Origin of the sequence: Gordonia terrae, from assembly GCF_001698225.1 — a bacterium.
Lineage (GTDB): Bacteria > Actinomycetota > Actinomycetes > Mycobacteriales > Mycobacteriaceae > Gordonia > Gordonia terrae.
In genome coordinates this window covers 2,374,670-2,397,888 of sequence record NZ_CP016594.1, presented here as the reverse complement: position 1 = coordinate 2,397,888, position 23,219 = coordinate 2,374,670, and the positions used below count along the sequence as shown (strand labels likewise).

Here is a 23,219-nt window from a genome sequence, read left to right as displayed (position 1 = left end):
GTCTACTTCTCTTTCGTATGGTCACTGCGCAATTCAGCAGACCGCCCGGAATGGCGGACCCGGTTTTGCGTCTGTATCGGTGTGACCGTCGGGCGGCCGTGACCGGATCCGACGAACCAGCGAGCCATTGTGCCAGACCAGACGACGGACACCGAATCCGGCGACCATGACCGGCGTCCATGCCGACGAAGGCGGCCGATGTACCGGCATGTGGTCACCCACCCCGCGAAGGCGACCACATGCCGCACGTCGCCATTCCGTCACTCATCGGTGTCGGCTCATCGGTGTCCGAGATCACGACACCGCCGGAGCCTCCCTCGACCCCCGGCTCCGACGGTTCCGCGTCGCCGGACCCAGGCTGAAGTGATTCCGGCGTGGACTGGTCGGCATCGTGGGCCGAACCGTTGCAACGCCGTTGCTACGTTACGCGGCGGTAAGAAGAGCAACCAGATGCCATCGTGTGGCGTTGCTCACACGATGTGGCGACCCGACGACACCACTGCCACCGGGTGCCGCAGCGTGCCCAGATCGTCACATGGGTTGTCTGCGTAGACCACGAAGTCGGCACGATGACCGTCTTCGAGGACGTCGGCACCGAGCCAGCCCCGCGCCGCCGTCGACGCCGCCGCGATCGCGGCCGCGGGACCGAGGCCGATGCCCGACAGCGCCTCGATCTCGTCGACGATGCGACCGTGCTCGACGAATCCGCCCGCGTCCGTTCCGGCGAAGATCTGCACTCCGGCCTCGTACGCGGCGTCGAACACGCTCGGCGCACCCGCGTGCAGAGCCCGCATGTGCGCGGCGTAGGTCGGGAAGCGCTCGGCGCCGTCGGCGATCCCGGGGAAGTTCTCGACCTGGATCATGGTGGGCACCAAGGCAATCGAGCGTTCGACGAGCTGGTCGACGAGATCACCGGTCAGTCCGGTGCCGTGCTCGATGCAGTCCACACCCGCGCCGATCAGGTCGACCAGGGCGTCGGTTCCGAAGACGTGGGCGGTGATCCGCGCACCGTGCTCGTGCGCGACCGCGACCGCCGACTCGATCTGCGCTCGCGTCCACAGCGGGGCCAGATCGCCGACCTCGCGATCGATCCAGTCCCCGACGATCTTCACCCAGCCGTCGCCGGCCTGCGCCTGCCGGGCCACCTCGGCGGCCAGTTCGTTCGGATCGTCGAGGTCGACGCCGTAGTCGCGCAGATATCGCTTGGGTCGCGCGATGTGCTTGCCCGATCGGATGAAGCGCGGGCATGCGGGATCGTCGTCCAGCGGGTGCGTGTCCAGCGGCGACCCGACCTCGCGGATCAGCAGGGTGCCGGCGCGCGCATCGGCATAGGCGAAGCCGCGGGCCTGCTCGATGTCGACCCCGAGACCGGGGGCGATGCCCACATGATTGTGGGCATCGACGAGGCCCGGCAGTATCCAGCCGCCGTCGACGGCCGTCTCGGCGTCGGGAACCGGTGTCGCACTGATGGTGTCACCGCTGACCCAGAACTCGACCGGCTCCGCGGTCAGCGGGTCGGTGCCGCGGTAGTGCTTCGGCGCTCCCATCCCGTCCCTGCTCGCGCCCACGTGACTATTTCTTCTTCTTGGGCTGCTGGAACTGCGACACGTCGAGACCTTCGAGTCCCGGCGGCAGCTGGTCGAGGCCGGCCGGCATGTTCGACAGGTCCGGGAACCCGGCCGGCATTCCCCCGGGCATGCCCGGGAAGCCGCCGCGGACCTTCGGCGGCGTGGGGCCGCGGCCGGTGCTCTTCTTTCCGCCGCCCTTCTTGCCCTTGCCCTTCTTGCGGTTGGACTTGCGGTTCATCCCGCCCATGCCCATGCGTCCCGACATCTGCGCCATCATCTTGCGGGCCTCGAAGAACCGATCGACGAGCTGGTTGACCTCGCTGACCGTCACCCCCGAGCCGTTCGCGATCCGGATGCGGCGGGAGGCGTTGATGATCTTCGGATTGTCACGCTCGGCGGGCGTCATGCCGCGGATGATCGCCTGCACCCGGTCGAGCTGCTTGTCGTCGACCTGCGACAGCGCGTCCTTCATCTGGCCCGCGCCGGGCAACATGCCCAGGATGTTGCCGATGGGTCCCATCTTGCGGATCATCAGCATCTGGTCGAGGAAGTCCTCGAGGGTGAGCTCGCCCTGCGTGATCTTGGCGGCCGCGGCCTCGGCCTGTTCGGCATCCCAGTGCTGTTCGGCCTGCTCGATGAGGGACAGCACGTCGCCCATGCCGAGGATGCGGCTGGCCATGCGGTCGGGGTGGAAGACGTCGAAGTCCTCGAGCTTCTCGCCCGAGGACGCGAACATGATCGGCTGGCCGGTCACCTCGCGCACCGACAGCGCCGCACCACCGCGTGCGTCACCGTCGAGCTTGGTCAGCACGACTCCGGTGAACCCCACACCGTCGGCGAACGCCTCGGCGGTGGTCACCGCGTCCTGACCGATCATGGCGTCGACGACGAAGAGCACCTCGTCGGGCGAGGTCGCATCCCGGATGTCGGACGCCTGCTTCATCAGCTCCGCGTCGATACCCAGGCGACCGGCGGTGTCGATGACCACGACGTCGTAGTGCTTGGCCCGCGCCTCGTCCACGCCTGCCTGCGCGACCGAGACCGGATCGCCCGAGGTCACACCGAGGACGCCGTCGCCGCCGACGCTCGTGCCCGGATGGGGCGCGAACACCGGGACGCCGGCGCGTTCGCCGACGATCTGGAGCTGCGACACGGCCCCCGGACGCTGCAGGTCACAGGCGACGAGCAGGGGCGTGTGACCCTGCTGCTTGAGCCAGTTGCCCAGCTTTCCGGCGAGGGTCGTCTTACCCGCGCCCTGCAGGCCGGCCAGCATGATGACGGTCGGCGGGTTCTTGGCGAACCGCACGCGGCGGGTCTCGCCGCCGAGGATGCCGATGAGTTCCTCGTTGACGATCTTGACGACCGTCTGCGCCGGGTTCAGCGCCGCGGAGACCTCTGCGCCCTTCGCTCGCTCCTTGATCCGGGCGATGAAGGACCGGACCACGGCGAGCGAGACATCCGCCTCGAGCAGGGCGAGCCGGATCTCGCGACAGGTGCGGTCGATGTCGGCGTCGGAGAGCCGCCCCTTGCCACGCAGGTCCTTCAGGGCACCGGTCAACCGGTCGGAGAGGGAATCGAACATGGCCCCATCCTTCCATGTGGGTCCCGGGACCGAACAGCTAGGAGATCGGCACTCCGGACCGCCCGGTCCCGCCGTAGGACTGCGGCCCGTCGCCGTCTTCCTCGCGCACCGGTTGCGGAGGCGGGCAGACCGCCACGACGGCGTCGGCCAGCTCCGCCCGTGCGGCGTCGGTGTCGGTCGCCAGTCGCAGGCCGAAGATGTCCACGCCGGTCGCACCCAGGGTCGCGACCTTGGCCCACCGGATGTCGGCGCCGTGCCGTTCCAGGACCGCGCTGACCCGGCTGAGCAGGCCGATCCGGTCGTCCGAGCGGACCTCGAGCACTGCCTGCCCCGCCGGCGCCTCGAGCCACGTCACCCGTGGCGGCGCGACGGCGAACAGCGCGGGAACCGCGTTCTTCGGATGGCCTGCCCCGTCCACCTCGGGATCGGTGCTGCCGGCGCTGGCGCCGATGGTCACGACGGTGCCGGGGATCGTGGTAACCGTGCCGATCGTCGGGACCGGCGAGTCCCGTTCGCGCGCGTCGAGCCGCGCGAGGACGTCGATCTTGCCGTCGATCGCGGCGATGAGCTGCTGGCGCAGCAGTCCGGCATCGGGCGGACTGCCGAACATCGGCACCACGAGGAACGAGTTGATCGCCTTGCCGTCGGCGCTCTGAGCGCAGGCGGAGTGCGACCGCAGCCCGCCGAGGGCGAGGACCCCGGCCATCTTCGACAACAGGCCGGGCTGATCGGGCGCGACCATGGTGACGCGATAGGTGTGCTGGCCCTCGGCCCGGACGAGCCGCACTGCGAAATCACCTTCGGCCGCGGTCGCGAGCTGCTCGGCGGTCAGCGGGTCGGGAGCGCTCGGCTTCTCCCCGTCGATGAGCCGCATCGACCGGCGGACGAGGTCGAGGATCAGCGAGGCCTTCCACTCCCCCCACACCCCCGGTCCGGTGGCGAGCGAGTCCGCCTCGGCGAGTGCGGCAAGGAGTTCCAGGAGAACACGGTTGTGCCCGAGGGTCTCGACGACGGACTCGGCCGTGGCGGGGTCGTCGAGGTCGCGGCGGGTGGCGACCTGGGGCAGCAGCAGGTGATGCCGGACCATGTCCGACAGGATCGTCACGTCCTGGGGCCAGAGCCCGAACCGGTTGCCGACCTGAACGGCCAGATCCGCGCCGACGATGCTGTGATCGGCACCCCGCCCCTTGCCCAGATCGTGGATGAGCGCGCCGAGTACGAGGAGATCGGGCCGGGACACCCGCGTGGTCATCGCGCTCGCGTACGCGGCGGTCTCCACGAGGTGACGGTCGACGGTCCAGGTGTGGATGGCGTCGCGGGGCGGCAGGTCGCGGACGGCGCCCCACTCCGGCAGCAGCCGGCCCCACAGACCCGTGCGGTCGAGGGCCTCGATCGGATCCACCATGTGGTGCCCCGAACTGAGCAGCACCAGCAGGTCGCTGCGCGCCTCGGCCGGCCACGGCTCACGCAGTTCCGGCGCGTAGTCGGCGAGTCGGCTCAGCGTCGATGCGCCGATCGGCAGACCGGTGCGTGCCGACGCCGCCGCCACCCGCAGGATGAGTCCCGGGTCCTTGCTCGGGATCGCGTTGCGCGCCAACACGATCTCGCCGCTGTGCTCGACGACGCCCTCGTCGAGCGGACGACGCAGCGGCGAGCGCCGCAGCTTGGCCAGACCGCGACGCGGCAGGGCGTTGCCTGCTGTCCGCAGGCCGGCGTCGATGGAGTAGCTGATGGTGCGGGCCGAGTCGCTGATGACCCGCGCGAGGTCGAACCGGTCCCCGATCCGGAGTGCTGCCCCGATCTCGTCGGCGTCCTGCGCCTGCACGTGCTCGCGGGGACGCCCGGCGATGCGATGCAACTCGGTGCGGATGTCGAGGAGCCTGGTGTAGGCGACCTGCGGTCCGGCACCGGGCGAGTCGGGCCGCAGGCTCGCCATCCCATGGGTGAGCTGCGCGATCGCCAGCGCTCCCAGCAACTGCACGTCGCGCAACCCGCCCCGGCCGTTCTTGAGATCGGGTTCGGCACGGTGCGCGATGTCGCCGGCGCGCCGCCAGCGGTCCTGGGCGTGGGAGACGACTTCGGGGAACCGGGTGCGGATGTCGTTGCGCCACTGCTGACGGACGCCGCCGATCAGCAACGTGGACAGATCCTCGTCACCCGCGATGTGGCGGGCCTCGAGCAAGCCGAGCGCCGCGGTGACGTCCTCCCCCGCGACCTGCAGCGCCTGCGGCACCGTCCGCACGCTGTGGTCGAGCGGGATGTTGGCGTCCCACAACGGATACCAGAGCCCATCGGCCACCTCGGACACCCGTTCGACGGGCATGTCGTCGTGCAACAGGATCAGGTCGAGGTCGGAGTACGGGAGCATCTCACCGCGACCGAGCCCGCCCACGGCGACGATCGCAAAACCGCTGTGCGGCTTGATGCCGAGTTCGGCACCCTTGCTGGTCAGCCAGAACTCGTGCAGGTCGACGAGCACCTGGCGCAGCGCCGGTGCATCGAGTTTTCCCGAGCGGCCGGACTCGGTGAGTTGCCGTCGGGTCTTGGCCAGGTCTGCGGCGCTTACGACTGCCTCCAAAGTGTGTGGGAGAGAGATGATCTCGAGCTGTCGAACGGTACGGCCCCGCGTCCGACTGGTCGTCGGGCACGGGGCCGTTCACCGGGAGTTCGTCAACGCGGCACGGGCTCGCTACAGGGCGTCGCCGCCACGCTCACCGGTGCGGACGCGGACCACGGATTCCACCGGCGACACCCACACCTTGCCGTCACCGATCTTGCCGGTCCGGGCGGCCTCGACGATCACATCGACGACCTTGTCCACGGCCGCGTCGTCCACCACGACCTCGACGCGGACCTTGGGCACGAAGTCGACCGAGTACTCGGCGCCGCGATAGACCTCGGTGTGGCCCTTCTGGCGTCCGTAGCCCTGGACCTCACTCACGGTCATGCCCAGGATGCCGGCCTGCTCCAACCCGGCTTTGACATCCTCGAGCGTGAACGGCTTGACGATTGCAGTGATCAGCTTCATAAGTTATCCCTCTCCACAGGATTCAGCGTAGTAGCGAATGGCTTCGAGCGTCATGCCAGCTCATAGGCCGTCTCGGCGTGTTCCGCCTCGTCGATGCCGGTCTTCTCGTCCTCATCGCTGACGCGCCAACCCAGCGGCTTGAGCGCGAAGGCGATGATCGCGGTGAGAACAGCGGTGAACACGAGCGCGAACAGAGCGATGACGACCTGGACCACCAGCTGCTTGTAATCGCCGCCCCAGAAGAGGCCCACGTCCTCGCCGATCAGACCGATGGCCACCGTGCCCCAGAGGCCCGCGACGAGGTGGACGCCGACGACGTCGAGCGAGTCGTCGTATCCGAACTTGTTCTTCAGTCCGATGGCCGTCGCGGCGAGCGCACCTGCGACGAGGCCGAGGATCAACGAGCCGATCGGGGTCAGCGAGCCACACGCCGGGGTGATCGCGACCAGACCGGCGACGATGCCCGATGCGGCGCCCACGCTCGTCGCGTGCTTGTCGCGGATGACCTCGACCACGAGCCAGCCGATGATCGCGGCAGCCGTCGCGGCGGTGGTGTTGACCCACACCTGTCCGGCGAGGAGGTCGGCGCCCAGCTCGGAGCCGACGTTGAACCCGAACCAGCCGAACCACAGCAGGGCGGCGCCGAGCATGACGAACGGGATGTTGTGCGGACGGTACGCGGTGCGACCGAAGCCGACGCGCTTGCCGATGATCAGGACCAGGACCAGCGCCGCGATGCCGGCATTGATGTGGACGACCGTGCCGCCGGCGAAGTCGATCGGGGCAACGTTGGCCTCCCCGTCGGTCGTGCCGAACATCTTGGCCGCCAGGCCGTCCTCACCCGCACCCAGGAGACCGCCGCCACCGACCAGGCCGCCCCAGACCATGTGCGACAGCGGGAAGTAGACGATCGTCGCCCACAGGACGGTGAAGACCATCCAGGTGGAGAATTTGACGCGCTCGGCCAGGGCACCGCTGATGAGAGCGACGGTGATCACCGCGAAGGTCAGCTGGAAGCCCATGAAGACGATCGCCGGGATCGAGAGGCCGCCGGTGACGTACAGCTCGGTGTCGCCCTCGCCGATCGTGCTCATCAACTGGTCGGACCCGAACAGAGCGAACGGGTTCGCGAAGATCCCGCCGATGTCGCTGCTACCGGTGATCCCGTCGCTGAACGACATCGAGAAGCCCCACAGCACGTACACGACGCTGATCGACGCCAGCGCGCCGAAGGACATCATCATCATGTTCAGGACGGACTTGCCTCGCGCCAACCCCCCGTAGAAGAACGCGAGGCCTGGGGTCATCAGCAACACGAGCGCGGCCGACACGAGCATGAATGCCGTGTTGCCCGTGTCGATCGGGCCAAACGATTCGTTTGGCAACTGAGCCAAATCCACTACGAAACCTCCTCAGGATGCGCCGACGGCTCGGCGCCTCCACAGAGATTGTCGGCAGTCGGTTTCAGCCGTGGTGCCCTGACGTTTCGGGCGCGTAACCCCCTGAGTGGTTTGTATTGCGCACAGGTAACGTCCCAGTTCGGCTCTGAGCCGACTCTCAGACTCCTCGGCCGACGTCTAACCCGACATTTCCGATCACAGATTCGGAATTCACAGCGGCAGCGGAGTTCACAGCAGGGCGTCGACGAATGCGTCCGGTTCGAACGGCGCGAGATCGTCGGCTCCCTCGCCGAGCCCGACGAGCTTGACCGGTACCCCGAGTTCCTTCTGGACGTGGAAGACGATGCCACCCTTCGCGGTGCCGTCGAGCTTCGTCAACACCACACCGGTGATGTTCACGACTTCGGCGAACACGCGGGCCTGCATGAGGCCGTTCTGTCCGACGGTCGCATCGAGGACCAGCAGCACCTCGTCGACGGGTGCCTTCTTCTCGACGACGCGTTTGACCTTGCCCAGCTCGTCCATCAGGCCGGTCTTGGTGTGCAGGCGGCCCGCGGTGTCGATCATGACCACGTCGACACCCGTCTCGATGCCGCGGTCGACCGCGTCGAACGCGACCGCGGCGGGATCGGCCTGTTCCTTGCCGCGCACGATCTCGGCACCGACACGCTCACCCCAGGTCTGCAGCTGATCGGCGGCGGCGGCGCGGAAGGTGTCGGCGGCTCCGAGCAGGACGCGACGACCATCGGCGACGAGCACGCGCGCCAGTTTGCCGGTCGTGGTCGTCTTGCCGGTGCCGTTGACCCCGACGACGAGCACGACGGCGGGGCGACCGGCGTGCGGCAGCGCCCGGATCGACCGGTCGAGGGTCGGGTCGAGCTGCTCGATCAGGACCCGCTTGAGCAAGGCCCGGGCCTCCCCCGCGGTCCGGACCGGATTGGCCGCGAGTTCGGTTCGCAACGTCTCGACGACGGTGGCGGTGGTCGCGGCGCCGAGGTCGGCCATCACCAGCGTGTCCTCGATCTCCTCCCAGCTCTCCTCGTCGAGATCGCCCGCACCGAGGAGTCCCAGCACACCCTTGCCGATCGCGCCCTGCGACCGGGACAGCCGGCCACGCAGCCGACCGATCCGGCCCGCCGTCGGCGCGATGTCGTCCAGCGGCGGCGCCGTGGTCGCCTCCGCGACATCGTCGGGCACCCGCGTCTCGGGTTCGACGATCTCCGGCTCGACTGCCGCGGGTTCCGCCGTGTCCGGTTCAGCCGTGTCCGGAACCACCGTGTCCGGCGGTGCAGTCGCAGGCCGGGCGGCCTCCGGTTCCACCGTCTCGGGCTCAACCGTCTCGGGCTCTGCAGCCTCGGGCTCGGCTGTCCCGGGCTCGCTAGCCTCCGGCTCGACGGTGTCCGGCTCGGCGGTGTCCGGCTCGGGAAGGGATACGTCGGTGACGCCGCGTCGAATCGAGTCACGCGGGACCGCGGCGTCGTCGCCGACACCCGGCTGACCGTCCACGTCGGTGCGATCTCCCGGCGGCCGCACGGTTGGCTCGGCCGGCTTGCGCACGGGTTCGGGCTTGCGCGCAGGCGGTTCCGCGAGCGCCGTACCGGCGTCCCCGCGGCTGAAACTGAAGCCCGACCCGGCCTGGTAACCGCCCGACCGGTCGACCTGACGGGTCGTGCCGTCGACGACCTCTGGCTGTCGTTCGTCGGTGAGCGAGATGCGCCGGCGGCGCGACAGCACCAGACCGAGCACGATCAACGCGATCACGACGAGCACCGCGACGACGATGCCGATGATGATTCCGGTGTTCACTGGCTGGTGTCCTCCTGTTGTCCGACGGGCATGTTCACTCCGCGCATGCGTTGTGAGATGACCGTCGTGATGCCGTCGCCGCGCATGCTGACCCCGTAGAGCGCATCCGCGACCTCCATCGTGGGCTTCTGGTGGGTGATGACGATGAGCTGGGACTTCTCCCGCAGTTGCTCGAACAATGTGATGAGTCGCCGCAGGTTGGTGTCGTCGAGAGCGGCCTCGACCTCGTCCATGACGTAGAAGGGTGACGGCCGTGCCCGGAAGATCGCCACCAGCATCGCGACGGCCGTGAGCGACTTCTCCCCACCCGACAGCAGTGACAGCCGCTTGACCTTCTTGCCGGGCGGACGCGCCTCGACCTCGATGCCGGTCGTGAGCATGTCGCCGGGTTCGGTGAGGACCAGTCGCCCTTCGCCGCCCGGGAACAGCGTCTGGAAGACCTGCGCGAATTCGCGTTCGACGTCGGCGTAGGCCTCGGTGAACACCCGCAGGATGCGGGCGTCGACCTCCTCGACCACGTCGAGGAGATCCTTGCGCGCCGCCTTGACGTCTTCGAGCTGTGAGGACAGGAAGTTGTATCGCTCCTCGAGTGCGGCGAACTCCTCGAGTGCGAGCGGGTTGACCTTGCCGAGCGTGTTGAGGTCCTTCTGCGCCTTCTTCGCGCGGGCTTCCTGGGTCGCCCGGTTGTACGGCATCGGCGCCGGCGCGACGACCTGCTCGCCGCGTTCCCTCGCCTGCTCGTACTCGGCCATCTCCAGCGCCGACGGGGGCATCGGCACGTCGGGGCCGTATTCGGCGATCAGATCGTCGGGTGCCATCGCGAACGTCTCGAGCACCTGCTCTTCGAGTTGCTCGATGCGGAGCGCGACCTGGGCTCGCGCCACCTCGTCGCGGTGGACGGTGTCGCGCAGTGAGTTCAGCGTGGTCGTCAGCTCGCCCGCCCGAACGCGGAGCTCGTCCAGGGTTGCGGTACGTGCGGTCCGGATCTCCTCGAGTTCGTCGCGCCCGGCCTGCGCCGAGGCCACCGCTGCCGCGAGGCGCTCACTGACCTGCGCGCCCGCGCGTTCGACGGCCACCGCGACGCCGGCGGCCTGTCGCCGGATCTCGTCCTGGCGGCGGGCTCGTTCGCGCGCCTCCCGCTCGCGCTGGGCGGCGCGACGCAGCGAGTCGGCCTTGCCCCGGACCGAGGCGAGGCGTTCCTCGGCGGTCCGCAACGTCAGACGCGCCTCCATCTCGGCGCTGCGCGCCACCCCGACCGCCGCCGATGCGGTCGCGCGCTCGGAGTCGTCGGCCGACATCTCGGTCCCCACCTCGGGCTCGTCGCGCGCGAGCCGAAGCCGCTCGGTGAGTTCCTGCAACGATTCGAGGGTCTCCGCGCGGCCCTTCTCGAGGAGGTTCCGCTGGCGCGTCAGTTTGTCGGCCTCGGCGCGCGACGCCCGGATCTCCTGACCGAGCCGGGCCATCTGCTCGTACGCGGCGCCGACGCCGGCGTCGGACTCGTGCAGCGCGGCGAGCGCCTCCTCGGCCGCTTCGCGTCGCTCGTGCTGTTCGGTCAGCGCACCGTCGAGCGCCGCCTCCAGTTCTTCGACGCGTCGGCGCGTCGCGCCGAGTTCGGCGGTCGCCGCATCGATCGCGGACTGGACCTCCAGCGTGGAGGGTCGGCGCGACGAACCCCCCTCGACCGACGCTGCCGAGATGCGGTCGCCCGCGGGGGTCACCGCCCGCACCCCGAGGCGGCGGGCGAGTTCGAGTCCCTGGGCGGGATCGTCGACGATGACGGTGTCGGCCAGGACGGTGTCGATGGCACCGCGGATCTCGGGCCGGGTGTCGACCACCGAGGCGGCCCACCTGGCCCCGTCCGGCAACGCGACCTCACTCTTCCGGTCCGGACCGGTGAGCCCGCCGCAGATCAGCGCCGCCCGTCCACCGTCGCCGGATTTGAGGGCCGCCAGCGCTCGCACCGCGGCGATCCCGTCGACGGTGACGATGCCGTCGACGGCGGGTCCGAGCGCCCCGGCGATGGCCGTCTCGAAGCCCGCCTCGACCGTGACCAGCTCGGACATCGGACCCAGGAGACCCTCGGGCGCGTTCTCCAGCAACCAGGCACCGCCGTCGCCCCGTTCGAGTCCCATGGCGAGCGCGTCCACCCGCGCCGACAGCGAGGCGATGGCGTGCTCGGCCTCGCGGTGGGATGCCTGCAGGGTCGCGACGCGCTCGTTGGACAGGTTGAGCGCGGCGACGCAGCGTTCGTGATGTTCGTCGAGAGCGCGTTCGGCGGCCTCGAGTTGCGCCAGCTCTCCGGCGGCCGAGTCTTGTTGCGTCACAGCACCTTCGGCGCGCTCGGTGGCCGCCGAGATCGCGTTCGTGAGGCGTTGCGCCTCGGCGTCGACCGACTCCGAACGCGTCCGTAGGTTGTCGACCTGCCCTTCCAGACGCGCCAATCCCTCCCGACGGTCGGCGATGGCGCGGACGGCGGCGAGGTGAGCGGCCTCGGCGGCTTCGGCGATCGACTCGCGCTCGCCGAGGACTTCTCTGGCGGTCTCGAGCTGTTCGGCGGCGATCTCGACGCCCTCGGTGAGTTCGGCTTCGAGTTCGGCGGCCTCGAGGGCCTGCTCGTCGAGCTCGTCGGGGTCGGGTCCGGACGCCTCGCCGGACGGTTCACTGAGGTACCGGCTGCGTTCGGCGGCGACCCGGCGGGTCGCGTCGACGCGCTCGGCCAGCGCCGACAGCCGGAACCACGCGCGGTTCGCGGCGGCCGCGGCGGGCGTGATCTCGGCGAGATGCTGTTCGTGTTCGGCCACTTCCGCGTTCGCGCGGTCCAGCTCGGCGGCCACCTCATCCTGCCTGCGACGGACCTCGTCCTCGACGGCGGCGTGTTCGGCCATCTCGGTCCGGCGGGTGACGAGGTCGTCGGCGGCAAGACGCAACCGGGCGTCGCGGAGGTCGGCCTGCACGGTCTGGGCACGGCGTGCCACCTCGGCCTGCCGGCCGAGCGGCTTGAGCTGGCGACGGAGTTCGGCGGTCAGGTCCGTCAGGCGCGCGAGGTTGGCCTGCATCGCGTCGAGCTTGCGGACCGCCTTTTCCTTGCGCTTGCGGTGCTTGAGTACACCCGCGGCTTCTTCGATGAACGCGCGGCGGTCTTCGGGCCGGGACTCGAGGATCGCCGACAGCCGGCCCTGGCCGACGATCACGTGCATCTCGCGGCCGATACCCGAATCCGAGAGCAGCTCCTGCACATCCATCAGCCGGCACGAACTGCCGTTGATCTCGTACTCGCCGGCACCGTCGCGGAACATCCGGCGGGTGATGGAGACCTCGGAGTACTCGATGGGCAGCGCGCCGTCGGCATTGTCGATCGTCAATGTCACCTCGGCGCGGCCCAGCGGCGGCCGGCCGGATGTGCCGGCGAAGATGACGTCCTGCATCTTCCCGCCGCGTAGCGCCTTGGCGCCCTGCTCGCCCATCACCCAGGTCAGGGCGTCGACGACGTTCGACTTACCGGAGCCGTTGGGGCCCACCACGCACGTGATACCCGGCTCGAAGCGCAGGGTCGTCGCCGAGGCGAACGACTTGAAGCCCTTCAGGGTCAGGCTTTTGAGGTGCACGACGGTACAGACTACTCACCATCGCGACATGTTCCGGGCTCCGCTCACCGTTCGACGAAGCCGTCGAGGTCCCCGCGCGGTTCATCCACACGCTCGACGACCAGGTCGACCCGTCCCGGCGTGGTGCCGGACCGGAGCGCCTCCAGCAGGGCGAGCGCCGAGTCCCGTGTCCCTTCGGCGACGACGAGCACCCGGCCGTCGGCCTGGTTCGATGCGTAGCCGACCAGACCGAGTTCGAGGGCGCGGGACCGCGTCCACCACCGGAAGCCCACGCCCTGCACGTGTCCGTGGACATGCGCGGTCAGCCTGATGCGGTCGGCGCCGTCCCCAATCCGGGTCTCGTCGGTCATCGGGTCAGTCCGTCTCGATCCGCAGATCCACCTCGGCACCGGCCTTCACCGTGCGCCCGACCGTGCACACCGCGTCGATGGCCCGTTCGACGACGACCAGCAGGCGCGCGGCGGCATCGGGGTCGAGTTCGGACAGGTCGATCTCGAGGGTCTCCTCGATGCGCGGGTAGACCTCGTTGTCGCGGTCCGCGTCGCCGCTCACCCGGATCGTCGCGTCGTAGTCGTCACCGAGGCGACGCGCCAGCGGCCGGTCCGAGGACATGCCGGTGCAGGCTGCCAATGCGATCTTGAGCAGCTCACCCGGGGTGAACACACCATCGACATCCTGTGAGCCGATCAGCACCTCGCCACCGCGCGAGCTGCGTCCGGTGTAGCGGCGCGTGCCGGTGCGCTCGACCCAGAGGTCGGTGTACGCGGGCTCCGCGGCCTGTGCCGGGGCGGCGGTGTTCTGTTCGATCGTCATGCTGGGATGGGTCCTCTCAGGCGGCGGGGCGGCGCTGGCACCGCAGACCATAGTAAGAGCCGAGGATCAGGAAAGATTCCCGCACCGGCCGCTTCCGACGTCGTCAGGCCGCTGCCGCGTCTCGGCGTGCGCTGCGTTCCTTCCATTCCCACACCGCATAGATCACCTCGGTCGCGTACCCGAGGTCAAGCTTGCCGCCACCCACGGGCACCGTCGCATCCGCCGCCACCCGTTCATCCGGCGACCACTGCCCCGGCGCGCGTGTCGCGGGACTTACGTCGATCACCGAACCACCCGGCCTGTGGAACGAAAACTGTTGCGACCGATGACCGGTGATACTGAACTCACCCCGATGCAACGCACGGTGACAGCTCCCACACAACAGAATCAGGTTGTCCAGGTCGGTCTCCCCACCGGCCGACCAGAACACCACGTGATGGGCGTGCAGATGCCGTGTGCGTTCACAGCCGGGCATCTGACAGCACCGGTCTCTCACGAACAACGCCCTGACCAGTGCCCTGTTCGGCGTTCGCGACTTACGCCCCAGCCCCAACAATGCCAACTTCCCTGGAGCGCCGGACACCTTCCTGGACAACGCCTTCCGGACCGCAGCACCACAGTGCACCTCCTCCAACTCGGCCACCGACAGCGCCGGCCCGTCATCGAGGTGGGCCAGTTCTCCACCCTCGTCGGTGTGGATCAGGATCTCGGCGCCCGGAGCGAGATCAGGCATCGCGATCCCGTCGTGCACCATGTCGGCCATGGCCACCATCGCGGGAGCCAGATTCGACGGCACATTCCGCCACAGGTCCCGCCGATTCGCCGGCTTGACCTCGAAATCCGGTTCTCCCTCCACGGTCTCCAACTCGCTCGCAGCGTTCCGCGGAACGCTCGACACCGCGGGCAGATCCGAATCGTCGCAGGTCCGGGTGCGTTCGTACTCCGCACGGACCGCACCGGCAAGGACCCTGGCACCATCCAGCGGAGACAGCGTCAGCGACACAGACAAGGAACCATCGGCATTCCACTTCCACCGGCCTGTCGACTCCACCGGCGGGCGATTCTCCGCCTCGATGCCACGATCCATATCGATCCGTCCCATCGCACGTACCGCCCGCTCCAGCTGGGAGGCCGTACACGACAACGCCAGGTTCACCAGCTCTTTCTCCCGCAACGGGGTCGCCACCCGCGTCAGCGCCCGCACCTTCGAATATGACAACCGCCCCGCACCGAACGCCTGCCGGATCAGCGGCAACTCCGTCAGTGCCTTCGCCACCCGTACCTGCTCCTGCGCCGTGCGCCGAGAGACACCCGCCTTCCACGACAGCCAATGCGCCAGGGAGTGAACACCCGGCCCCCGCCACGACTGCCGCTCATTCAACTCCGCCACCAGAGACAAGAACTCGGCGGTGAGAGCGGTGATCTGCGCGGCATGAACCAGCACCCTGCTTTCCAACGCGTCATCGGACAACGACGCCGGATCCGCGCCATCGAACATCGACGACACGTTCTCACCGTGCAATACCGAAACCGACACCCCGAGCCCCCCAGCTGTTCGAACGGATATGCGAACAACGTAGCGGCGCCCACCGACAAAATGGGTGGCCACGTCGCTACGAGCGTTCCGCGGAACGCTCGTAGCGACGTGGGCGGCGCCGAGGCACGGTCTGGCACCGCGCGCAGAAGTACGAGCTGCGGTTCATGAACGACTCTCGGCGCATGATTGCCCCGCAGCTGCGGCACGGCTGCCCTTCGCGTCCGTAGGGGTTGAAGGACAGCCGAGGTACGCGATGAAGACGGTTAAAGAGTTTTGATCTCGCGTGTTCTTTGAGCAGGACAGATGCACCCGACCAGCCGACCTCGCCGTCGAGAGATTGCCTGGCGTCACCATCGAGGTATTTCCGCAGCGGGTAGATCGAGGCAACTTTCGCCTCTATCCGCGCGGGCAAACAGCGCCGCTCTAACGATCACCTAACGTCGATGAGACTGCCGGTAAGTCGCCCGCATACGCATGCGCGAATACGCTCCCCACGACTCGTGCAAGAGGAATGCATAGCGCATTCCAATCGTCGTTCAAGATAGCCACCTGACGTGTCGTTGGGCCGTAGTGCACTAAGCTATTTCGTAGCTCTCGCACGCCAGCGGCAACACGAGTTGAGAGTGCATCCGCACCTTCGTCGCGGCCAAGAGCGACGGCCAGTGCCTCAAGTTCGTCACTGCCAACCGTAGGCATAGCCAGGACTGCAGCCAAACCCTGATCGTGGCGTGGATACCAGCTGAGGGTGTTTCCCAACGCTTCGGCAATCTCAATCCAGGGCTTGGATATCCCAAGAGTGGTAGCGAGTTCTGAAGCCTTTGTATACGCGTAAGTGGCCTCCAGACAGCGATACAGCGATAGGAAGAGACTTGTGGGGTTCAGATCAAGGACCGCCCGGGTCAGGAACTCGTACGGGATGCCCGCAATACGTTGCTCCCCAAGCATTGCAAGTTCACCAGCGAGTTCACTGTTGACCCAGCCGTTGCCGTGGGCGCCCTGACGAGCACACGTGGGTAATAAGTTGGCGTCAAGATCCGTCCATCCGGCGGCCAGGTCGTCGATCTCGAGGGCCTGCATGTCTGGATAGAGCCCCAACACCAGATCGAGGTCGTGACCCTGATACCCGCCATCCGCCGCGCTGCCCGCTCCAGCGACATCAAGGACGGACGCTGGACTAGCTGATGGATTCACTTCCAGATCAGCCAGCATCGCGACCGCGAGTCCAGCAGTCATCTCCACCTCGCGAGTCTGGGAGGTCGATACCACTGCCTCGGCCTCAAACCCTGCAATCGCCAGTACCACCGTGTTCTGTGACTTGATCAGCGCAGCGGCCTGGTTCCTCCCGAACTTGACGTGCGCAAGCCGTTTAGTCCTCACGAGGATGTCGTACTCGGCCTCATCGAGAAATATGTATCGTTCGCCGAGCGGGATTTGCACTCCTCGGTCCGCTGCGTACCGCACGAGCCGATCGAAGATCGTGGCTGCAGTGTCTTTGGCATTCCGAGACACTACTACGCTGCCCTCCAGCATATCTCCATCGACGTCACATCGAACTGCTCTTCAATGAGCACCTTGAAAGCCTCCTGAAAGACTCCGCGTTCATAACGACCAACCTGACCAACACGTTTATCGAGAACCTCCCCAAGAACATCCAGGCGCAGAAAGTCGACGAGTTCTTGGTCATTAAGCCTTTTCAGCTGATCGAGAAAATCCTGATGTTGCGATTGTAGGGTCTGCAAAGCGCGCGCCTTTTTCTCCGAGCTGCGACTCTCGCCCGGACGGCCGATTATTTTGAGGCCGAAGGCCACGGAGAAGCCGATTCGTGCCGGCTGCCGATCAAATACCCGACGCCCGCTACTGAGCGGCACACCTGGAGAAGCTGCCGCTCGTGAGAATTCCTTGTCGAGATCAACGAGCATCTCCAGCACTCCGTAGAATTGGGCCTGGAAATTGGTGTCATCTAAGTTCTCAACAAAGTCGAGGCGCGAGAACTCGTCAGAAACCTGCTCTTTTGTATCGACCGTCGCCTTTCGTAGTGAGAAGGCCATATACATCTCGACAATGGAGTCAAACCTCAATTGCGCGGCGCCAACGCGTCGGCCGGGTTCATCAGGCGTGATCAGCTTCTCAATTGAAGGGACACGGTCACGGACCTCTCCAAGCATCGACGCGAACACCACAGCTATCTGTCGATCGAGTGTCCACGGAACCTGACCGGTGTTGAGTACCAGCATCCTGTAGATCAAAGCGCGAACGCCCCGCGTCAGCCAGAACTCAACTCGCATTGGCCGGTCGCTTACTGACTCGTCCTGCTCGCTTGCTGCGAGCAGGGCGGCAGTGCGTTGCATACCGTCGATAATCGCGACGTCCTCACCCGGTGCTCCGGCAAGAATCGTTTGCAGTTCTTCGAATGTCGACAGAGGCCCGGCATTGAAGGTCTCCACGTCAACGACCAGGCCGATGACAATCGGGGGCAGAACAGCACCTTGCGTGATATCCGAGACCATCCGGTCTCGGATGCGCCGCGCGGTAGTAGTCCCCAAGACCGCGCGCTGGCCCTCAATACCTCCCCTATCGGCATGCGCCTTCTCAACGACCTTCAGATAGTCCCCTACCTTCATCTCGGTCATAACTGAGTAGCAATCGGTTCGCGTGTCGTGGATCTGATTCACCAAACTCATGCAGCCTCTTAACTCGTCTCCTGATGGGCCTCAAACACTCATCATGTCAGTCCATCAGTCTCAGCGACGTCAGGCACGACGGTCTTGATGTACTCGCAGTTCAGCACCAGTGCCCGGTCGTCGGGACGTTGTGCCGCGGGACGCCCCTTGCAGGATTCCCGGTTCGTCCCCCACCGGATGATGTGCCCCCGGGGTTGTCCGGGCGTGATGCCATCACTGCTAGTCACGCTTTCTTGTTGAAGCTTCGCACCAAGCCCAAGCGTTACCCAGAGCGGTCGATCGAGGGGACTTGCTTTGACTGCGTGCTCGCCGCTTGACAACACCCTGTCAAGTCACTGCACCTAGTCCCCCAGCTGCCAATCTCGATGCGAGCGGTCACCTGGCGTTGCCACGCGCAGATCGACAGGAGCCAACCGCCTACTTTCAACCGTCAAAGCAGGTCACGTTGGCGGTGGCGATAGGGCTTCGGGAGCCTGAAACCTACCTTCCGACTCCTTAGGTCGATCCGACTTTCGCAGGATCACGGTGATGCGCACGCGACCAAAACGTACAACGTACATCGCAGCGCTCCGGGAACGATCGCTGTCCAGGCAGAGGCTTTACAGAGTTCGCAGCGGCCGCTGGCACTTCGGGCAGAAGAACGAGCTCCGGTTCATGAACTGCTCCCGCCGCATGATCGCGCCGCACCTGCGACACGGCTCCCCCGCCCGCCCGTAGGCGTTCAGGGACCGTTCGAAGTACCCGGACTGTCCGTTGACGTTCACATACAGCGCGTCGAAGGATGTCCCGCCGACCTTCAGCGCCGCCGCCATCACGTCGGTGACGGCGTCGATCAGTTCGCGTAGCTTCTTGCGACTGATGGTCTCGGCGATCCGCGCACCGTGCAGGCGCGCGCGCCAGAGCGCCTCGTCGGCGTAGATGTTGCCGACCCCGGAGATGACGGTCTGGTCCAGCAGCACCCGTTTGATCTCGGAGTGCTTGGCGCGCATGCGATCCACGACACGGCCGGGATCGAAAGCCGGATCGAAGGGATCGGTGGCGATGTGCGCCACCGACGTCGGGACGTCAGCGGATGCCGAGTCGGTCGTGCCCGAATTATGCTGGGGCGCATACACATCAGGGGTGTAGTCGTCGAGATGCCAGCCGCCGAAGGTGCGTTGGTCGACGAAGCGGAGTTCGTTCTCGTCGTCGAGGACGGCGCGGACCCGCAGATGCGTGTGGTCGGGGGTTCCGACCCGCGCGATGAGCATCTGCCCGCTCATCCCGAGATGGACCACGAGCGCCGCCCGGTCGGTGGAGTCGGCGAGATCGATCCACAGGTACTTGCCGCGGCGGCGGACGCCGGTCACCTGCTTGCCGGCGAGCCGGCCGATCAGATCCGGCTCACCCCCGGCATGACGACGGATCGCGCGGGGATGGAGGACCTCGGTCGAGGTCACCACGCGCCCGACGAGATGGGTCTCGAGACCGCTGCGGACGGTCTCGACCTCGGGCAGTTCAGGCATGCGACACCGCGGGCAGGTCGTGCACGAGACGGAAGATCACGAAGCCGGGTTTCACGAGGCGGAAGCGCGCTCGGTGAGCACTTTCCAGGCATGCGCAGCCGCCTGCTGCTCCGCTTCCTTCTTGGTCCGGCCGACGCCCTCGCCGAGACTCTCGCCCGCGACCAGCGCGGTCGCGGTGAACTCCTTGTTGTGGTCTGGACCGGTCGCGCTGATCTGGTACTGCGGCGGACCGAAGCCGCGCTCGGAACTCAGCTCCTGGAGCGAGGTCTTCCAGTCCAGGCCCGCGCCGAGGCTGCCGGCACGGTCGAGACGCTCGTCGAACAAGCGCAGGATGACCCGCTGCGAGGTCTCGAGACCATGGCTGAGGAAGACCGCGCCGAACAGTGATTCCAGACCGTCTGCCAGGATCGAGTCCTTGTCGCGGCCGCCCGTCATCTCCTCGCCGCGACCGAGGAACAGGTATTTTCCGAGCCCGCCCTCGTCCCCGAGCCCGCGAGCCACATCGGCGAGGGCGTGCATGTTGACGACGCTCGCGCGGATCTTGGCCAGTTCACCCTCGGGACGATCGGGATAGCGCAGATAGAGACGCTCGGTGATGACGACGCCCAGCACCGAGTCGCCGAGGAACTCCAGGCGCTCGTTGGTGGGGAGACCGCCGTGTTCGTAGGCGTAGGACCGATGGGTCAGCGCCAGCGTGAGGAGCTCATCGGGGATGTCGGTGTCCAGGGCGTCGAGCAGCGCGGCTCGCGGTCCATCCTCCCGCACGGCCTCAGTCACGATGTCGTTTCCGGTCGGGATCCGCGGTGTCGGCGGCGTCGCCCTCCGACGCCGATGCCGAGTCGTCGGCGTCGAGGTCGGCGAACTTGCTCGCGAGACCAGCCCACCGGGGGTCGATGACCTCGTGGGAGTGGCCCGGCTCGGCGATGGCGAGCCGGACGCCGCACACCTGGCACAGACCTTGACAGTCCTCGGAACACAACGGCGACATCGGCAGCTCGAGCGCGACCGCATCGATGATCGACTGCTCGAGATCGATGCGGTCATCGGCGATGCGATGGATGTCGTCGGCGTCGGTCGTCTGTTCGGTCGCGCTGTCCGGATAGGCGAAGAGTTCGGTGAGGAAGACCGTGACCGTTCCGTCGACGGGTTCGAGGCACCGTGAACATTGACCGACGGTCTCGCCGCACACCGTGCCGGTCACCAGGATCCCCTCGGACACCGCCTCGAGGCGCAGGTCGAGATCGACGTCGGAATCCGCCGGGATACCGACCATCTCGACGCCGAGCCGCTCGGGTGTACGCACCGTTCGGTGCACCTCGGACATGGTGCCCGGGCGGCGTCCCATCGAACGCACATCCAGCACGAACGGCTCGCGCCTGGGGGTCGAACCGGGACCGTGCGACGGCTCTGATGTCACAGCATGATCAGCCACAGACGCCCACCATACGCTGGCGTCCCCGAATGATCGACCGACGCCGGCGGCGTGTGGACAGCCGGGTCGACGACCGTGTCACACCCAGGGTCACACCGCGAGCGGCGAACCATGATCGCGGTCGTAGGTGTGACGCGCGGACGCCTCGCGTGAGCGTGAACCGTCACCCTTGTTCTCGGTCCGGCCGGACTCGTCGACGCCGCGGGGGTACTCGACGTAATCGTGCATTCCGGCACCGGTGCGCAGCTGGTGCCGCCCACGGTTCACCGATCGCAGCGTGCCGGTCAGGACCTCTTCGAACTGGGCGAGCTTCTCGTCGACGTAGACATCGCAATCACCGCGCAGACGATCCGCCTCCGCGTGGGCGGCATCGATGATGCGCTCCGCCTCGGACTTCGCCGCGCCGACGACCTCGGTCTCGGAGACCAGCCGCTGCTGCTCGGCGATGCCGTCGGCCACCGACTTGTCGTAGGAGTTGTTGGCCGCGTCGATGGTGCGCTGGGCCTCGGCCCGCGCCCGACCCGTGACGGCCTCGAATTCGCGAGCAGCGCTCGTCTGCAGGCGATGGGCCTCCTCGGAGGCATCCCCGACCAGCGAGTTCGAGTGCGCGCTCGCCTCGTCGACCATTCGGTCGGCCTGCGCCTTCGCCTCGGACAGAATCCGGTCCGCCTCGGCGCGGGCGTGCGCGAGAACGGCCTCGGACTCCGAATCCGCCTTCGCCACCGTCGTCTCGGCATGCTCGCGGGCATCGCCGATGAGCGTGTCGCGCTGATCGAGCACGTCCTGCGCGTCGTCGAGCTCGCCGGGGATGGAGTCCTTGATGTCGTCGAGGAGTTCCAGCACATCGCCGCGCGGGACGACGCAGCCTGCGGTCATCGGCACACTTCGTGCCTCTTCGACGATCGCGACCAGCTCGTCGAGAGCCTCAAATACCCGGTACACAGCCACCCCAATCCGGCGCTTGCCTGGTTGCAACAGTTGGTGAATCTGTGACTATTGTGCCGAATGGTGCGTCTGTGACTCGTGAAGCGCGTGGGGTGTGTCGCAGCGGGTGTCCGATCAGGCCGTCAGCTCGCCGGACAGTCGACCCAGCAATCGGCCGTGCACGTGTTTCGACAGGAACGGCGAGACGTCGCCTCCCAATTTCGCCACCTCTTTCACGAGCGAACTCGACACGTGCGCGAACCGCGGGTCGGTGAGCAGGAAAACGGTCTCCACGTCGGCGAGCTCGCGATTCATCTGGGCCATCGGCACCTCGTAGTCGAAGTCCACCGCGGAACGCAGCCCCTTGACGATCGTGTGGATCGACTCCTGGCGTAGATAGTCGACGAGGAGGCCCTCCCACCGATCGACCCGCACGTTCGGGATGTCGGCGCAGTCCTCCTCGATGAGTGCGATGCGCTCGTCGACCGCGAACATGCCGCGCTTGTTGGGATTGACCACCACCGTGATCACGACCTCGTCGAAACACGCCGCAGCGCGTTCGACCACGTATCGATGACCGAGGGTGAAGGGATCGAAGGAACCGGGACACACAGCCGTCGTCATGGTCCGAACCTACCGGTCAGACCAGGCGGCCGATCTCCACCCGGGTGTCTCCGTAGGACTTGTCGACGATCACCTCGTAGTCCGACGGCCAGACCTCCCCGATGGACCGCGTCGACCGTTCGACGACCACCAGCGCGTCGTCGTCCAGATGTGCGGTCAGCAGGGTCAGGTCCTCGGCGATCCGTTCGGCGACGACGTCGTACGGCGGGTCGGCGAAGACCACTCCGAAGCGCCGTTCCGGGGCGCCGGCGAGGTAGGCGGACACCGCACGCGTATGTACGGTGGCGTTCGAGGCCACCCCGCAGGCCCGCACGTTCGCGGCGATCGTGGCGGCGGCCCGGCGGCCGGAGTCCACGAACGTCGCCCCGGCGGCCCCCCGTGAGATCGCCTCGAGCCCCAGCGCCCCCGACCCCGCATACAGATCGAGCACCCAGAGTCCGTCCAGGTCGGATCGGGCGGCGAGCATGTTGAACACCGACTCGCGAACCCGGTCCGACGTGGGTCGGGTGCCCTCTCCCGGAACGCGCAGCCGGCGACCCCCCAAGCGGCCGGCGATGATCCTCGTCATGAAGCCATTCTGCAACCCGGGAAGCCGCCCGAACCAATCATGAATCACGTCTTTGTGACCCACTTCACATTGCATGTCTGATCAGGGACAAGGTAGGTGTTCCGCGGACCAATTTCCGCAGGTACATGACTTCGCCGACACGCGTT

Annotated in this window: 18 protein-coding genes and 2 pseudogenes; all 20 read right to left on the bottom strand. The window is 67.2% G+C overall.

All coding sequences use genetic code 11. The features are described 5' to 3' along the window. Window positions 1–470: 470 nt before the first annotated feature. The 20 genes and pseudogenes from BCM27_RS10815 to BCM27_RS26305 all read right to left on the bottom strand — a co-directional run bounded on the left by BCM27_RS10815 (window position 471) and on the right by BCM27_RS26305 (window position 23,214). Window positions 471–1,547 (bottom strand): amidohydrolase family protein, encoded by a 1,077-nt coding sequence (locus BCM27_RS10815; protein WP_051987022.1) that lies wholly within the window; start codon window positions 1,545–1,547, stop codon window positions 471–473. Window positions 1,548–1,572: 25 nt separating this feature from the next. Beyond that, entirely contained in the window at window positions 1,573–3,150 is a 1,578-nt protein-coding gene (ffh, locus tag BCM27_RS10810; RefSeq protein WP_004572304.1) for a signal recognition particle protein, read from the bottom strand. Window positions 3,151–3,187: 37 nt separating this feature from the next. Further along, window positions 3,188–5,810 (bottom strand): annotated as a pseudogene (locus tag BCM27_RS10805) ([protein-PII] uridylyltransferase). Between the two features lie 29 nt (window positions 5,811–5,839). Continuing rightward, window positions 5,840–6,178: a P-II family nitrogen regulator gene (locus BCM27_RS10800; RefSeq protein WP_004572306.1), complete on the bottom strand. Its 339-nt coding sequence runs from the start codon at window positions 6,176–6,178 to the stop codon at window positions 5,840–5,842. A gap of 50 nt (window positions 6,179–6,228) precedes the next feature. Further along, on the bottom strand, window positions 6,229–7,578 hold the full coding sequence (locus tag BCM27_RS10795) for an ammonium transporter (RefSeq protein ID WP_004572307.1): 1,350 nt from the start codon (window positions 7,576–7,578) through the stop codon (window positions 6,229–6,231). 228 nt (window positions 7,579–7,806) lie between these two features. Next, window positions 7,807–9,384 carry a signal recognition particle-docking protein FtsY gene (gene ftsY / locus BCM27_RS10790; RefSeq protein ID WP_004572308.1) on the bottom strand — a complete coding sequence of 526 codons (1,578 nt, stop codon included), beginning with the start codon at window positions 9,382–9,384 and terminating at the stop codon, window positions 7,807–7,809. Then, the gene (gene smc / locus BCM27_RS10785; RefSeq protein WP_033203499.1) at window positions 9,381–12,989 is read right to left on the bottom strand and encodes a chromosome segregation protein SMC; all 3,609 of its coding nucleotides are present in this window, start codon (window positions 12,987–12,989) and stop codon (window positions 9,381–9,383) included. The genes ftsY and smc overlap by 4 nt, the downstream gene beginning before the upstream one ends. A 44-nt stretch (window positions 12,990–13,033) precedes the next feature. Beyond that, a complete protein-coding gene (locus BCM27_RS10780) occupies window positions 13,034–13,339 on the bottom strand; it encodes an acylphosphatase (RefSeq protein ID WP_004019654.1) in 306 nt (101 codons plus the stop codon). A gap of 4 nt (window positions 13,340–13,343) precedes the next feature. Then, a complete protein-coding gene (locus tag BCM27_RS10775) occupies window positions 13,344–13,802 on the bottom strand; it encodes an OsmC family protein (protein WP_004019653.1) in 459 nt (152 codons plus the stop codon). 103 nt (window positions 13,803–13,905) lie between these two features. Continuing rightward, window positions 13,906–15,300 (bottom strand): HNH endonuclease signature motif containing protein, encoded by a 1,395-nt coding sequence (locus BCM27_RS10770; protein WP_004019652.1) that lies wholly within the window; start codon window positions 15,298–15,300, stop codon window positions 13,906–13,908. 115 nt (window positions 15,301–15,415) lie between these two features. Then, window positions 15,416–15,571: pseudogene (locus BCM27_RS25420) on the bottom strand (zinc finger domain-containing protein); the annotation flags it as partial. A 191-nt stretch (window positions 15,572–15,762) separates the two neighbouring features. After that, window positions 15,763–16,776, bottom strand: coding sequence for a hypothetical protein (locus tag BCM27_RS10765; RefSeq protein ID WP_141638814.1), 1,014 nt, complete (start codon window positions 16,774–16,776; stop codon window positions 15,763–15,765). Window positions 16,777–16,850: 74 nt separating this feature from the next. Further along, window positions 16,851–18,020 (bottom strand): hypothetical protein, encoded by a 1,170-nt coding sequence (locus BCM27_RS26070; RefSeq protein WP_004019650.1) that lies wholly within the window; start codon window positions 18,018–18,020, stop codon window positions 16,851–16,853. A gap of 599 nt (window positions 18,021–18,619) precedes the next feature. Beyond that, on the bottom strand, window positions 18,620–19,525 hold the full coding sequence (gene mutM / locus BCM27_RS10755; protein WP_004019648.1) for a bifunctional DNA-formamidopyrimidine glycosylase/DNA-(apurinic or apyrimidinic site) lyase: 906 nt from the start codon (window positions 19,523–19,525) through the stop codon (window positions 18,620–18,622). 51 nt (window positions 19,526–19,576) lie between these two features. Beyond that, entirely contained in the window at window positions 19,577–20,302 is a 726-nt protein-coding gene (gene rnc / locus BCM27_RS10750; protein ID WP_004019647.1) for a ribonuclease III, read from the bottom strand. Next, window positions 20,295–20,942: a YceD family protein gene (locus BCM27_RS10745; RefSeq protein WP_004019646.1), complete on the bottom strand. Its 648-nt coding sequence runs from the start codon at window positions 20,940–20,942 to the stop codon at window positions 20,295–20,297. Before BCM27_RS10745 ends, rnc begins: the two co-directional genes overlap by 8 nt. Window positions 20,943–21,047: 105 nt before the next feature. Further along, window positions 21,048–21,899 (bottom strand): DivIVA domain-containing protein, encoded by an 852-nt coding sequence (locus BCM27_RS10740; protein WP_033203506.1) that lies wholly within the window; start codon window positions 21,897–21,899, stop codon window positions 21,048–21,050. A gap of 117 nt (window positions 21,900–22,016) precedes the next feature. Further along, a complete protein-coding gene (gene coaD / locus BCM27_RS10735) occupies window positions 22,017–22,505 on the bottom strand; it encodes a pantetheine-phosphate adenylyltransferase (RefSeq protein ID WP_004019642.1) in 489 nt (162 codons plus the stop codon). A gap of 16 nt (window positions 22,506–22,521) precedes the next feature. Then, window positions 22,522–23,073: a 16S rRNA (guanine(966)-N(2))-methyltransferase RsmD gene (gene rsmD, locus BCM27_RS10730; protein ID WP_004019640.1), complete on the bottom strand. Its 552-nt coding sequence runs from the start codon at window positions 23,071–23,073 to the stop codon at window positions 22,522–22,524. Between the two features lie 81 nt (window positions 23,074–23,154). After that, on the bottom strand, window positions 23,155–23,214 hold the full coding sequence (locus BCM27_RS26305) for an SWIM zinc finger family protein (protein WP_354559857.1): 60 nt from the start codon (window positions 23,212–23,214) through the stop codon (window positions 23,155–23,157). Window positions 23,215–23,219: the final 5 nt, after the last annotated feature.

Excerpts from the sequence above, each read along its gene's own strand:
- BCM27_RS10775 (WP_004019653.1), bottom strand. The coding sequence starts at position 13,802 with ATGACGATCGAACAGAACACCGCCGCCCCGGCACAGGCCGCGGAGCCC.
- ffh (WP_004572304.1), bottom strand. The coding sequence starts at position 3,150 with ATGTTCGATTCCCTCTCCGACCGGTTGACCGGTGCCCTGAAGGACCTG.
- rsmD (WP_004019640.1), bottom strand. The coding sequence starts at position 23,073 with ATGACGAGGATCATCGCCGGCCGCTTGGGGGGTCGCCGGCTGCGCGTT.
- coaD (WP_004019642.1), bottom strand. The coding sequence starts at position 22,505 with ATGACGACGGCTGTGTGTCCCGGTTCCTTCGATCCCTTCACCCTCGGT.
- mutM (WP_004019648.1), bottom strand. The coding sequence starts at position 19,525 with ATGCCTGAACTGCCCGAGGTCGAGACCGTCCGCAGCGGTCTCGAGACC.
- BCM27_RS10780 (WP_004019654.1), bottom strand. The coding sequence starts at position 13,339 with ATGACCGACGAGACCCGGATTGGGGACGGCGCCGACCGCATCAGGCTG.
- BCM27_RS10815 (WP_051987022.1), bottom strand. The coding sequence starts at position 1,547 with ATGGGAGCGCCGAAGCACTACCGCGGCACCGACCCGCTGACCGCGGAG.
- BCM27_RS26070 (WP_004019650.1), bottom strand. The coding sequence starts at position 18,020 with ATGAGTTTGGTGAATCAGATCCACGACACGCGAACCGATTGCTACTCA.
- BCM27_RS10770 (WP_004019652.1), bottom strand. The coding sequence starts at position 15,300 with ATGTTCGATGGCGCGGATCCGGCGTCGTTGTCCGATGACGCGTTGGAA.
- BCM27_RS10800 (WP_004572306.1), bottom strand. The coding sequence starts at position 6,178 with ATGAAGCTGATCACTGCAATCGTCAAGCCGTTCACGCTCGAGGATGTC.